The 14,838-nt window shown below is 38.5% G+C and carries 9 protein-coding genes; 8 read left to right on the top strand and 1 reads right to left on the bottom strand.

Going from position 1 to position 14,838, the window contains the following annotated elements:
• Positions 1–409 precede the first annotated feature (409 nt).
• The 3 genes from LVD51_RS14430 (at position 410) to LVD51_RS14420 (ending at position 7,306) form a co-directional block, all read left to right on the top strand.
• The gene (locus LVD51_RS14430) at positions 410–964 is read left to right on the top strand and encodes a DUF2911 domain-containing protein (protein ID WP_236972101.1); all 555 of its coding nucleotides are present in this window, start codon (positions 410–412) and stop codon (positions 962–964) included.
• 2,240 nt (positions 965–3,204) lie between these two features.
• Entirely contained in the window at positions 3,205–5,472 is a 2,268-nt protein-coding gene (locus tag LVD51_RS14425; protein WP_236972100.1) for an aconitate hydratase, read from the top strand.
• A 562-nt stretch (positions 5,473–6,034) separates the two neighbouring features.
• Positions 6,035–7,306 carry a hypothetical protein gene (locus LVD51_RS14420; protein WP_236972099.1) on the top strand — a complete coding sequence of 424 codons (1,272 nt, stop codon included), beginning with the start codon at positions 6,035–6,037 and terminating at the stop codon, positions 7,304–7,306.
• A gap of 550 nt (positions 7,307–7,856) precedes the next feature.
• Here LVD51_RS14420 and LVD51_RS14415 read toward each other — a convergent pair.
• On the bottom strand, positions 7,857–8,630 hold the full coding sequence (locus LVD51_RS14415; RefSeq protein WP_236972098.1) for a CRISPR-associated endoribonuclease Cas6: 774 nt from the start codon (positions 8,628–8,630) through the stop codon (positions 7,857–7,859).
• A 239-nt stretch (positions 8,631–8,869) separates the two neighbouring features.
• Here LVD51_RS14415 and LVD51_RS14410 point away from each other — a divergent pair, with 239 nt between their 5' ends.
• Genes LVD51_RS14410 through LVD51_RS14390 form a run of 5 tightly spaced genes read left to right on the top strand, consistent with a single transcriptional unit; the run spans position 8,870 to position 14,777 of the window.
• Positions 8,870–10,114 (top strand): efflux RND transporter periplasmic adaptor subunit, encoded by a 1,245-nt coding sequence (locus LVD51_RS14410; RefSeq protein WP_236972097.1) that lies wholly within the window; start codon positions 8,870–8,872, stop codon positions 10,112–10,114.
• Complete coding sequence (locus tag LVD51_RS14405) at positions 10,111–11,559, top strand: TolC family protein (RefSeq protein ID WP_236972096.1); 1,449 nt, start codon at positions 10,111–10,113, stop codon at positions 11,557–11,559. The genes LVD51_RS14410 and LVD51_RS14405 overlap by 4 nt, the downstream gene beginning before the upstream one ends.
• Positions 11,560–11,571: 12 nt before the next feature.
• The gene (locus tag LVD51_RS14400) at positions 11,572–12,237 is read left to right on the top strand and encodes an ABC transporter ATP-binding protein (RefSeq protein WP_236972095.1); all 666 of its coding nucleotides are present in this window, start codon (positions 11,572–11,574) and stop codon (positions 12,235–12,237) included.
• A gap of 24 nt (positions 12,238–12,261) precedes the next feature.
• Positions 12,262–13,599, top strand: a complete 1,338-nt coding sequence (locus tag LVD51_RS14395) for an ABC transporter permease (protein WP_236972094.1) — start codon at positions 12,262–12,264, stop codon at positions 13,597–13,599.
• Complete coding sequence (locus LVD51_RS14390) at positions 13,596–14,777, top strand: ABC transporter permease (protein WP_236972093.1); 1,182 nt, start codon at positions 13,596–13,598, stop codon at positions 14,775–14,777. The genes LVD51_RS14395 and LVD51_RS14390 overlap by 4 nt, the downstream gene beginning before the upstream one ends.
• The last annotated feature ends 61 nt before the right edge of the window (positions 14,778–14,838 follow it).

Genomic DNA, 14,838 nt, shown 5'->3' with positions numbered 1-14,838 from the left:
AAGCCTATATACTTATACCGCAATGCTATAAATCTATTTTATTGATAATAAAGCCAATGCATTATCAAAGAAAATCATGAAATTATCATTGGGTTTTAAATATCATTAGATATTAATTGAGTCCACATTAAATTTTCTACTTTTATAAGAAATTGAATCATCGCAGGATACAATCAACATATCCACGTATTACCATCCAATAACAATGAATAGATGACATCAATTAGAGTTCATCCTTGGTAAATAATTGCATTATCAAACCCACCATTTAAATACAATTAGAAAATTAAAAAATATTGGAATAATCTCAGGGCCCCTGCCAATAATAATATTAATCAATGCGTTACTAGGACTGGTTAAATTAACATTTTAAACCTTAAAGAATTAAATAACTATAAAACACTAATTTATGAAAAACCTATTACTCATCCTTTGCTTTGTTGTTGGCTTTATTTCTATATCTACGGCTCAATCTTTTAGAGGAATAGATAGAAGTCCATTGGACTGTGCATACTTCCCCGACAATTTTGCCCATGACCGCAAAGGTGACGATGAGGCTATTATGAAAATTGTCTACAGTAGACCTTCGAAAAAGAACAGAGAGATTTTTGGAGATTTAATCCCATTTGACAAAATGTGGAGAACGGGAGCCAATGAAGCGGCTGAAATAAAAGTTTACAAAACCGTAACCTTTTCAGGAAAAAAACTATCTGCAGGTACTTATTCTCTATTCACCATACCTGGCAAATCAGAATGGACTATTATATTTAGCAAAGACCTAGACAGATGGGGAACAAGTGGCTATAGTGAGAAGAAAGATGCTTTGCGCATTACAGCTCCTGCCAGCCAAAACAACCCTGTCGTAGAAAATTTTTCAATTCAATTCTTTGATAATGGAAACAAATCTGGTTCAATGAAATTGGCATGGGACGATACAGTGGTTGACGCTCCATTTAAGTACTAATACCAAATGTTTTTGGCATAATTAGTCTAAAAAAATAAAAACAGACTGTAAATAAACCGAATAGAAATTTCTATTCGGTTTATTTTTTGCCCTTAACCCAAATTACCACAGTGAACCTTGACAATAATGTAATCCTTTAATAATAACATACAAGCACAATATTTTATAATACTACATTTATTTTGGCATATCGGATTAGATTTTGAGATGGCCGAGCATGACTGAATGCAGTTGCTCTTTAGAGCAACCAGATGGACTAAATGTCCATCGGATGAAGATGACTGAATGTAGTTGCCCAAAGGATGACTGAATGAAGTTGTCCGAAGGACAACCCAATCCAGTAAATGTGGATTGGATGAAGGAACCGGAGCCACTGTGCTCCGGGTGGGTGAGCCTAGATGAAGGAACCGAGGACTCCCGGCCGAGGCGTGATTGCCCTGTAATTCGATAGGCTTTCCCCTTAAGATCATCAGGATTGCTTTTAGTTTTTTGGCCTGACCGCAACATAATTCGATAGGTTTTTAGCCACTGTACCGCGGCGTGCCTGCAACGTAATTCGTCATCCGATAATCTATGGCTTTGATCTGAATCACTGATGTATTCACATGGATTTGTCACACTTTTTGTCCAATTTATCTTAATATATCATTACAAGGGATGAAAAGTTATGATCTCTTCGTATTAGCAGATTGACAATACAAAAAGTCCACCAAATCAACCTTGGCATATCTTTATACCGTGGGTTGAAAACCCACGGCTATGACATATCATCCCTTCAGGATGACTGAGTAGAGTTGCCAGAATGGCAACCAAATGCCCTTAATGGGCATTTGATGAAGGAACCGAAACCACCGTGTTTCGGCTAAAAAAGCCACTGCGATGCGACAAGAATACATAAAATTCGACAGCAAATTCTCACTGGCTCCAGCACAGTATTAATAAAATTTCATGGTAATCTTTACTGCGATGCGACAACACTGTAATTAAATGGACAAGACTGGATTTTACCTTAATTTATTATGTCGTCCCTTCAGGACTTTTTATTTGGGCAAACTATTTTTCATAGGGTTCCACCCTATGCTATTAGACTACGCCCTTTCAGGGCTTTTTTATAAGAATTATAATTGTCCTTAATATGACTGAATGTAGTTGCCCAAAGGATGACTGAATGAAGTTGTCCGGAGGACAACCCAATCCAGTAAATGTGGATTGGATGAAGGAACCGGAGCCACTGTGCTCCGGGTGGGTGAGCCTAGATGAAGGAACCGAGGACTCCCGGCCGAGGCGTGATTGCCCTGTAATTCGATAGGTTTTCCCCTTAAGCTCATTAGGATTGCTTTAAGTTTTTTGGCCTGACCGCAACATAATTCGATAGGTTTTTAGCCACTGGCTCCGGCGTGGCATTAATAAAATTTCATGGTAATCTTTACTGCGATGCGACAACACTGCATATAAATGGACAAGACTGGACTTTACCTTAATTTATTATGTCGTCCCTTCAGGACTTTTTATTTGGGTAAACTATTTTTCATAGGGTTGCACCCTATGCTATTAGACTACGCCCTTTCAGGGCTTTTTTATAAGAATTATAAATGTCCTTAATACGACTGAGTATTCTAAGATAAAACCAAATAATTAAGCCATTAATTTTACAAAAGCTTCATCTCGATTAATGACAGCATAAAGACGTAATTGCTTGATTGGTTACCGTATAACTACACATTAATTGACTAAAATCCATCGCTGTCGACCGATTTGAAATCCAAAATCACAGGACCATTAAGACAAAAAAGTACAAATCTATACCACATTGGAAAATAAGGGATAAAAAATACTTAATAAGATAGAGATCGAAACCCCATATCCATTGGATACCACAGCTGATAGACTTCGGTATAAAACCAGGATAGACTTTAGGTCGGCAAGTAAGAAATTTTCCTTCCAAGAATTAAATCAACAAAAGTCTAGGAATAAAGGCATTCAAACTTATATTTGCAACATTCAGTTATCATACAGAGACACAACATAATATACCTAAGTAATCCATCATTAAACACAATAGAAAAGATAGAAGAGTATAAATCATTAAAAATTTCGAAACCACATCTACTTCTTTTTAACCATTCTAAATAATAACAAGATAATATCATTAGTTTTGTTAGAATTTAGTCGATACAGGTATTTTTAATACCTTCGCAAAGCTTAAAAAATGAAATTAAATTCTTAAAACAATATCAAGTATGATCTTCGATTTAGACATGATAAAAAAGGTGTACGAGCGATTTCCTTCACGTGTTGCAGCAGCGCGGAAGTTATTGAATAAACCGCTTACACTTTCGGAAAAAATATTATACAGTCACTTATGGGAGGGTGAAACAACAGAGACCTTCGAACGGGGACAATCATATGTAGATTTTGCACCGGATAGAGTAGCTATGCAAGATGCCACTGCACAGATGGCATTGTTGCAGTTTATGCAAGCGGGTAAAAAGTCGGTAGCAGTGCCATCGACAGTACATGCTGATCACCTTATTCAAGCGAGAATCGGAGCGGATAAAGATTTGCAAGAATCATTAAACAAAAACAACGAAGTATTCAACTTTTTGTCTTCTGTTTCCAGCAAATACGGTATTGGATTTTGGAAGCCAGGTGCTGGTATTATCCACCAAGTGGTATTAGAAAACTACGCTTTCCCTGGAGGGATGATGATCGGTACCGACAGTCACACCGTAAATGCAGGTGGATTGGGTATGGTAGCGATTGGTGTTGGTGGAGCTGATGCAGTAGATGTAATGGCTGGTATGCCATGGGAGTTGAAATTTCCAAAATTAATCGGTGTTAAGTTAACCGGCAAACTCAATGGATGGACTTCTCCAAAGGATGTTATCCTAAAAGTAGCAGGTATACTTACTGTAAAAGGAGGAACAGGTGCCATCGTCGAGTATTTTGGTGAAGGAGCCAAAGCCTTGTCTTGTACAGGTAAAGGAACCATCTGTAACATGGGTGCAGAGATAGGGGCTACCACCTCAACATTCGGATACGATGACAGTATGAGAAGATATCTTTCTGCTACAGGTCGTCAGGATATAGTTGATCTTGCCGACACCATTGCCGAGCACTTAACCGGTGATGATGCAGTGTATGCAGAGCCAGAAAAATATTTCGATCAATTAATTGAAATCGATTTAAATACATTAGAACCGCATTTGAACGGACCATTCACGCCAGACTTAGCTACTCCAGTAGCAGAGATGAAGGCCAAAGCCGAAGAAAACGGATGGCCAATGGATGTAGAATGGGGATTGATTGGTTCTTGTACCAACTCTTCATATGAGGATTTGTCCAGAGCGGCTTCAATAGCCAAACAAGCGGTTGACAAAGGATTAAAACCAAAAGCTGAATTTGGTATCAATCCAGGGTCGGAGCAGGTGAGATACACCACGGCTCGAGATGGTTATTTAGAAATATTTGAAGATTTAGGTGCCAAAATATTCACCAATGCTTGTGGACCATGTATTGGACAATGGTCTAGAGCTGGAGCTGAGAAACAGGAAAAAAATTCCATTGTACACTCCTTCAACCGTAACTTTAGTAAGCGTGCTGATGGAAATCCCAATACTCATGCTTTTGTAACTTCGCCTGAGATGGTAGCTGCTGTGGCCATTAGTGGTCGATTGGATTTTAATCCAATGACGGATACCTTAATCAACGACAAAGGAGAAGAAGTAAAATTCGATGAGCCAACTGGATTTGAATTGCCTCCAAAAGGATTTGATGTTGAGGATCCAGGTTTCCAAGCGCCAGCTGAAAATGGAAGTGAAATCCAAATCGATGTTAAACCAGATTCAGAAAGACTACAATTATTGAGTCCATTTCCAGCATGGGATGGTCAAAATATAACAGGTGCCAAATTGTTGATTAAAGCCTTTGGCAAATGTACAACGGATCACATATCAATGGCTGGTCCGTGGTTGAGATACCGTGGACACTTGGACAATATTTCTGACAACTGTTTAATCGGTGCAGTCAATGCCTTTGGACAGCAAACCAATTCAGTAGTCAATCAGTTGACTGGTGAGCGAGACGCTGTACCAGCTACGGCAAGAGCCTACAAAGCGGCAGGAGTGCCAAGCATAGTTGTCGGTGACCACAACTACGGAGAGGGTTCTTCTAGAGAACACGCCGCCATGGAACCAAGACACTTGGGAGTATGTGCTGTGATAGTAAAATCATTTGCACGTATTCACGAGACCAACTTGAAGAAACAAGGGATGTTGGGACTAACCTTTAATCAGGAGTCCGATTACGATTTAATCAAAGAGGATGACACATTCAACTTTGTCGATCTCAATGAATTTGCTCCAGGCAAATCATTGCATTTGGAAGTGGTTCACGCCGATGGCAGCAAAGATGTTATCGAATTAAATCACACCTATAATGCACAGCAAATAGAGTGGTTTAAAGCGGGAAGTGCATTAAACTTGATTAAAATGGAAAACGCTAAATAAATAATCAAGATCAGGATATATCCCGCCTCATTCATTTGAGGCGGGATTTTTTTTGCCCTTCACTGACCTATCTTCATCGTATATTAATTGTAATACACCTTCTTTATTCGGCCTAGTGTATCGTATTAACAGAGCTTAAAGCTCAACTCTTCTCCTTTATGACGAAGGACAATAATAGACCGACTTTTCTAAAATCCAAACTTCCCATCCGCATTTCAATAGAAATTATAACCATTTACAAAATTCAAATTACTTTTTGGTAAAAATGGATTTACTTCAACAAAGCAAACAAACTTTTGTAAATAATTAAATACAAACAAAGCCTATTAATTTAGACCAACCCAATAAAACACAATAGAAACTCCTTTTAATGCGAGAAAATTAAAAATAAAAGTACATAATGATAAAATAAAAAACCAAACACATCCACTATTTAACAAATTAATTCACTTAAAACAATATAAATTTTATAAATTAGATTTAAAATAGCTAAATAAACCCAAAGAAGTATTGTAAACCAATTGTGCAGGCATCAATTTGTACAATTACAAACTTTTGCGATTTGAAAAATTCAATACTGGGATTATTAGTAGCAACTTCATTATTTTCATACAATTGTTTATTTGCACAATGTCAGGGTAATGCCACTCAATTTAACTTGGATTGGGGGAATTACCTTACCGGCACACAGAATGGCTGGACACCGGGACAATTGAGTAAAACTCTGACCAACATAGACAATGGGATAGACATTCTAGTAACGGTATCCGATCCTGGGAATACGCTAATAAATGGAGGTACATCGAGAAGTCCTATCGACTTTCCCATTGTATCAAAGGCCTATACAGGAGGTAGTGGATCGTTAAAAGACAACCTTCTCATCGCAGGTGAAGGGATTGCTATGGGCGATCAAATTAATTGGATTACCGTTACCTTTTCCTTCTCAACTCCAGTAGACAATTTAAGTTTTATTCTATACGACGTCGATGCCAATACGGTAACAGAGACCGGTCCCAATCGCAACGAAATCTTCGTTATCAATGGCAAAAATGGAGTCAATAATGTCTCACCCAATCTCACTGGAGGTAGCTCAGTGTCCATAGTGGGAAACACAGCTACAGGTATCGCCACGTCGTCAAATTTTTCCGGAAATGGCAATTTAAATGTCGAATTTATATCCCCTGTCGATGAAGTCACCATTGACTTTTCAATAGATTTTGATCCTTTATCCGATGTCATGGATGAAGATACCGAGCCCGGATATGGCATTATGGATTTATCCTATTGCGCTATCGCTCTCCCTCTAAATTTAATCTCTTTATCAGCAGAAGAAGAAAAAAATGTAGTATTACTCGAATGGAAAACCATCGACCTCACCAACGTCCACTACTACACCGTAGAATGTAGTGAAGATGGTCAACGTTATTATGAAATAGGTCGACTGATGACTCAGGGTCCAGACCAAGTTAATACCTATGAATTTACACACCCACTCGACCTCCATTATCAAAATAACAAACTGTATTACCGAGTTGCCCAAGTACAGACAAATAATAAAATAGAATATTCCCAAACAGTGGAAGTCCATATAGACAGCGAAGAATCCAGTTTTATAGACCAAACTCTATACAGACAAGGCGATGCCATACAATTTAATCCCAAGGCAAAAATCACCTCAGCGCAACTCATTTCCAAAACGGGTCAAGTCCTATTATCAAAGGATGGACTTCAAGGCAGTACGGTAAATGACCTAACCATCCCTACCCTTATCCCAGATATATACATATTGTCTATCAACCATCAGTATCGATACAAAATATATGTTGGACCATAGCTTCCACCAATAAAGAATAACATTCTCGACACCTTAGAATAAAATGGATAACTACAATCTTTTGATTATATCTAATTTTTATTGATTTAGTAAAAAACAAATAATCATTTTGTCATTGGCTTGGTTTTCATATCTCTATCCGCAAAGGGTAGGTTGATATGTTCGCTAGTCTTCAGATGCATAGTGAAAAAAATGCTTTAATTCAACTCATATATGCTCATAATTACCCCCCACTGACATCTGCCCTATCAAGGCAGGTGTCCATAAAATCCAATATTTAGCACTAGACGTTGACCTACCGATTAGAAGTCAAATGGCCAAACAAGCGTTTTATAATAAAAACAACTAAACATTTAATCTGCAGTATAAGAAATATCCTAGCTATTGAAAAGGCCGAGTTATTACCTAAACCCTATCACAAAAGAATTAGATGATGATTTACTATAAATTCAAACTCAATGGAAATTCTTTAATAAATCAACCTCGCTTACACTTCTAAAGCGATCGAATGATATTATTGACTTTAGGCGTTTGCGACATATGAATTCTTTCAACGTTTGCTGTTTCGATAGATCCTGACCATGCCCATACCCAAAGTCGCATTTTGTATCCCAAAACCAGCATAATAAGCAATTCGCGTTAATTCTACAGGGGCAAACCATTCAAAATCATAGAGCTTCCCTTTTACCTCTATGTCATTCAACTGCCATTTCTTACTATTAATCTTTTTGCCCATCATACGCCACCTTATCCCCTCAGTACTAAACTTCTCATGACCTAGATAATCGTTGGCATTTTTAACCACGGTTTTAATAAACCATTCAGCATAGCCCTCCTCTCCCGGTTCAATGTAATTGGGATGAAGAGAATCCGGTGCACCTTTAGATATACAGATCGGCGTAACACACGAAAACTTCATAAAAGGATAAAATTGAGGCTCCCTAATTCGCTTAATGTATTTAACCTGAAAATCCACTTGATACACACCATTCTTTAAGGCAAATTTTCGATCTCGAAGGACTCCTGTTAACCTATCCTCCATCTTTTGAGGCAAATAAAATGACACCTCTAAAGAGGTAGGTCCCTTCGTCATTTCAAAACTTTCATTCTCCAAATCCAAGGTATACATCGCTGGCTTCAACATGGTATAACAAAAATAATTATAGGTATTTTTTCCATAATCATAACCATTATCGTGTAACCATTCTGATAATTTAGGATCGCTTAAATACAGTATCTGAAACAACCAATTCGAAATAAGATGTTGATAGTTGATCGGTAATTTTTGTTGTGGCAAGTGAGCTAATTCCAATTTCAATCTCATATTATCACTTTAGTTAACATCAAAATATTGAAATTTAATTACAATAAAGAAGAATACACCTTTTTTTATTGTAAAAAAAAATTTAATTCGATATAATTAATATGATAACCCAAACATGTTTCTATTTCATTTTCGAACACACCTGTCCGATATCGGACAATATATAATAAATACAAATACATAACCAACCTATAATCAATTGAATATTTTTTGGCACATGGTTGGTATTCTCATACCGTATGGACAGACCTATAACCATCAAAGAACAGCGGAAAAAAAAATACTACCGCATAATTAAAATCATAGTCCTTGGACTAGGATTGATTAGCGTCTTGCTCATCGCAAGAAAATGGCTCAATCCCTCTATCGACCTCAACCAACTGACTACAGATACCGTCATCGTAGGAGAAATTCAAAATATGGTCACGGCAACCGGCATCGTAAAACCTTCGTCTGAACTAGTCATCAATAGCCCAATTGATTCTAAAATACAATCTATTGCTCTAGAAAATGGCAGCTTAGTTTCCACCAATGATGCTATAATGAACCTTGATGTCTCCTTCCTCACCCTCGAAAACGAACGCCTACAAGACGAGTTGCAACTCAAACAAAACAATGTCAACCGACTCCAACTATCCTTGGAAAAAGACATAAGAGAACTCCAACTTGACGATGAAATAAAAGCCCTTGAATTGAAAAATCTAGAAGGTCAACTATCAGATGCCCAAAGGTTATTTGACCTCGGAGGTGCTACCGAAGAAGAAGTAGAACAAGCCCAACAACGGTTAAAAATCGCTGAATTGGAAAAATCAAAATTGGAAAATGAACTTAGCTATCGACAAGCGTCCATCCATATGGATGTCAGCAATGAAAAGATTACCTCCTCCATTCAAAAAAAGCGTATTGATGAGTTGAAAACCAAAATTAAATTGGCCAATGTCACAGCCCCTCTATCTGGCGTCATTACTTGGATAGACCAAACCATTGGTAAACAAGTTCGAGAAGGTGACCCCATTGTGAGAATCGCCGATCTACACAGCTACAGCATTGAGGGGGAAGCTTCTGATATGCATTCAGATAAAATCCAATTGGGACAAAATGTCCAAATCCGATTGGGTGATGAAATAATGAAAGGCAGCATAGAACAAATCCGACCAGCCCTCGAAAATAATACCATCCAGTTTAGAATAAAATTGGAAGATGAAAGCTCTCCTCGATGGCGCCCCAATATGGAAGTCGATGTGCGCATTATCACCGCCACCAAATCACAGGTGTTAACCGTAGCCAACGGAACGGCCTTTAGAGGTCGAAAAACAAGTAAAATATTTGTACTTCAAGATCAGGAAGCAGTAGCACGATCTGTAAATCTAGGTATGATCACTCCAGAAAGAGTAGAAATCCTTAGTGGGTTATCAGCTGGTGAAACCATTATTTTATCAGATATGTCAGTCTACGAACAATTCCAAAAAATAAAAATCAAATGAGATTAATAATGCAAATACTATGTTTTTGTTTCCTAAGCGCTTATATCTATGCGCAAGGAACTCTATCCTTAGCACAAGCCATTACCCTGGCTCAACACAAAGGAATAGTGGCCGCCCAAGGTCAAAAAACAGCCGCAGTAGCAGACTTAAATCTAGAACTAGTCTATGCCCAACTCAAACCCCAAGTGAGGATGGATGCTCAAATACCCAATATATATCGCAGTTCGGCTGCCATTACCCAACCAGATGGCAGTATCCAGTTTCAACCGATTTCTCAAGACAACAGCATTATCAATATCAGAGGCAGTAAAAGATTTCTCTCTTCCAACACCTCCGTCTATGCCCAAATGTCCAATCAGCGTTTTCACGATTTCCACCAAGGATTTACCAGCTACAATGTCATTCCTATTACCTTGGGCATTGAACAGGGAGTACACCAATTCAACAGCCTAAAATGGGATGAAAAAATCGCAAAATTAGACCGTAAAATAGCCAATATCGAACTAAACGTAAACCGTGAAAAAATAGCCGCAGAGGTTACTCAAGCCTATTTTGAGTTACTTCGAGCACAAGTCAATCGAGAAATCGCCCAATCCAATAAAGCAAACAATGAAATTCTCTATGAATTGGCCGAAGAACGATACCGATTGGGGAAAATTTCGAAAAGTGAATTACTTCAATTGCAATTAGGGCTTAATTCCGCCGTACAATCCGAGCTCAGTGCTTATCGATCAGTACTAGAAGCCAATGCCAACTTAAAAACAGAATTAAACCACGAGTTGTCCAGCGATGAAATAATCCAGGTAAGTCCTCCAACTATTGATGAATCTTTATATATCAATGGATTACAGGCAGCCGAATTGGCTTGGTTACACAGGCCCGAAGCCAAGGAAATGGAAAAGTTACTTCTACAGGCTCAGAGAGCTATAGATCTCGCAGACAAATCCAATGGCTGGCAAGCCAGTTTTCGTGCGAATTTGGGATACGTTGGCAGTGGGATTAATCTGTCGAATGCCTATTCAGACCCACAGATAGAAGCCCTTATCCAAATTGGCATATCCATCCCCATTGTCGATGGAGGTTTTCGGCGAAAATCCATAGAAATAGCCAAACTAGAATCCGACTTTATCAAGCGCCAAAACGACTACGATGAAGCGGTATTTAAACAAAAAATTAGACAATTGGTAGAACAGATCAATCAATTGCAAAACGAAGTTCAGTTGGCACACACCAGTTACTCTATAGCGCGTGAGCGATACAACATTGTCAATCAAAGATTTGTGCTCAACGACATCAGTATAACCGATCTAACCCTCGCTTTTTCTGAAAGAGATCAAGCCTGGCGAAATTACATCGATATATTGCAAGCATATTGGGTCAATTATTACATTATTAGGCAACTGACCTTATTCGATTTCACCACTGACAATACCATCAATCAATAAAAAACCATTTAAATGATTCAATTAAAAAACATACAGAAAACATACCAGTCCGATTTGGTAGAGACCCTAGCACTCAACAATATCAACTTAACCGTAAATGAAGGTGAATTTATTTCCATAATGGGACCTTCTGGCTGTGGAAAGTCGACCCTACTCAACTTAATGGGATTATTAGACAAGCCCAGTGAGGGAGAAGTTATCATAGGTGGTCAAAACCTTCAGATGGAGAAAGAAAACAAAATAGCCAAATTTAGAAACCAACACCTGGGATTTATATTTCAGAGCTTTCACCTTATCGGAGACCTCCCCGTCATCGACAATGTAGAACTTCCCCTACTCTATCGAAAAACATCATCCAAGGAAAGAAGATGGCGGGCAGAAGAAGCTCTAGAACAAGTAGGACTTAGTCATCGTAAGAACCACTACCCCAACCAATTGTCTGGTGGACAAAGACAACGGGTAGCGATAGCAAGAGCCATAATTGGCCAACCCAGCATTATCATGGCCGATGAACCCACAGGAAATCTCGACAGTGTACTCGGTTTGGAAGTCATGAAAATATTAATGGACTTGAATGAAAGCAAAAAAGTCACCGTAGTCATGGTAACCCACGATGAAAACATGGCCAATATGACTCATCGGATCATTAGATTATACGACGGAAGTTTGGTCAACTAATTCACAAAACACAATGATTATATCATGTTGAAAAACTATTTAAAAACTACCTATAAAGTGCTAATGCGCAACAAATTTTACACCTTTGTCAGCTTATTTGGCATTAGTTTCACCCTCATGGTCTTGATGGTTGTCACTGCATTTTTGGACAACGAATTGGGCAGTAATCGCCCTTTGTCCAATAAAGACGACATCTTATTTCTTCCCAATTTAGAGATGAAGAGATGGGAAAGGAAGACCACAACTACCATAGACACCATAGCTGTAGGAGATAGTATTAAATACGACACTACGATAGTGGAAACACCACTGGTAGGCCAACCTTACTGGAGTTCGAATACAGGACTGGGATATACTTTTTGTGTAGAACATATATCGACAATGGCTTCACCTGCATTGGTCAGTATCTTTGCACCAGGCGGCCAGATCGAAGTTTACCCCGACAATGAAAGGCTGGAATTGAACGCATCCATGGTCGATGCCAATTTTTGGTTAATCTTCGATTTTGAATTTATTGAAGGCCATGGATTTGATGAATCGACGGTCGACAACCAAGCTCGCAGCATGGTCATGACAGAGGTGGCAGCAGAACAATACTTTGGTCATTCGGACAGCTATCTAAATAGGGAAATAACCTGGGGTTATGAAAAGTATACCGTCGTAGGCGTGGTAGCAAAGCCCAATACTTCCAATTTTGTGGTTAGCCCTGATATTTTTATGCCCATATCCCTTTTCCCAGACAAATTCAAAGACCATGATTTAGGATACTTTGGTGGTTGCAATGCCGTCATCTTAAACAAAAAAGGACAATCAGAAAATGTGGTAATCAATGAATTGAAGCAAATAGAGAATAATATTGAAATGAAGGACGATTTCGATATTTTAACCATCCATGCCAGCAACTTAGTCGACCTATATGCTCAACCATTATTCAAAAGCAATAACAATAGATCTGGTCAAAAATTTCTATGGATCATATTTACCATCCTTGGATTATTTCTCCTTATTCCTACCATCAATCTTATCAACCTCAATATGACCAGAATCTATGAACGTTCTTCAGAAATAGGATTGCGCAAAGCCTTTGGGGCTCAATCCAAAGACTTACTCTTTCAATTCATTTTTGAAAATATGATATTGACTTTTTTGGGCGGTATCATTGGGTTTATAATGACCCTTCTCATTATCAATGGACTCAATGAAGCGAAAATAATAGAGAACAGTCATCTTCAATTTAACTCTAAAATATTTTTCACCAGCATCATTATCACTTTATTCTTTGGCTTATGTTCCGGCATTATTCCCGCATGGCGTATGTCGAAAAAACAAATCGCATCAACCATTAAAACCAGTAGAATATGATCAGTCATTTTTTTAAAATCATATGGAATCAAAGACGCAAAAACACTTTTCTAATCCTAGAATTGGCACTTTCTTTTCTGGTAGTCTGCGGTGTATTCACCTTTGCGTTCAAACAAATTAAAAAACTACAAGTGGAGGATGGTTTTCAGACCGAAAACATTTACGTAGTATCCCTGTCTATGCAGGAATTAGAAAACGACTCTATTGTCCACCATCGAACCAAGGAAAGGTTGAAGGCTGAAATTCTCGCACTTCCCGAGGTGAAAAATGCCAGTTACAGCTCAGAAGTAACGCCTTATGGAGACAGCCGATGGATTACTGGCAATGGAGATGGTGACGAAAATGGTTTTGCCTACAAGACCGACTACATCCTATGTGACGAAAACTACGACGAGGTATGGCAGCCACATTTCAAAGAAGGCAAATTTTTTAATACTGAAGATCTTATCGACAAATACACCCCCATAGTGGTGTCTCAAAAATTTGTCGATCAATTTCTAAAGGACACAACAGCCTTGGGATTCAGCTTTCAAATGCAAGATAACAATGTTAAAATCGTAGGCATCTTGGATCATTTTAAATTTCAGGGAAAATTTGAAGAGGAAATTCCTGTTGCCCTATTGCCGCTATCGACCCAATGGGAGAATTTATCCGCCCTCACGATTGCTATTCAACCAGGCAGTGCCAAAACAGCCCTCAAATCCATCTATGATGTAGTAGCCAAAGTCACTAAAAATTTCGACTTCAAGATCAAGAATATAGATATGGCTAGGCGCCATAAATCCAAAAGCGGATGGATACCCATCATCAGTTTGTTTTGTATTTCCCTATTCTTAGTCATCAACATTGCCATGGGCCTATTCGGTATCTTGAGGTACAATATTAGCAGAAGACGACCGGAAATAGGTCTTCGAAAAGCATTGGGAGCTTCTGCCAAATATATAAGGCTACAATTCATGGGGGAAATGATGGTTATTACCACAATGGCATTGTCTATCGGAATGATCTTTGCGATCCAACTCCCGCTTCTGGATGTACTGCTAACCGACAGTATGGTATATGGCTGGGCCATCTTAACTTCCTTGGTTTTAATATACGGAATTGTAGCAATATGCAGCTTTTTTCCCAGTCACCATGCGGCTCAAGTGGAAGCGGCCACAGCACTACATGAAGAATAGCTAATTCAGAACCGAATTACCACAATTATTTTATTAATTTAGTACAGTTGTGGCCAAAAAA

This window comes from Membranihabitans marinus (genome assembly GCF_021729155.1).
Lineage (GTDB): Bacteria > Bacteroidota > Bacteroidia > Chitinophagales > Saprospiraceae > Membranihabitans > Membranihabitans marinus.
This window is presented reverse-complemented; position numbering and strand designations above follow the sequence as displayed.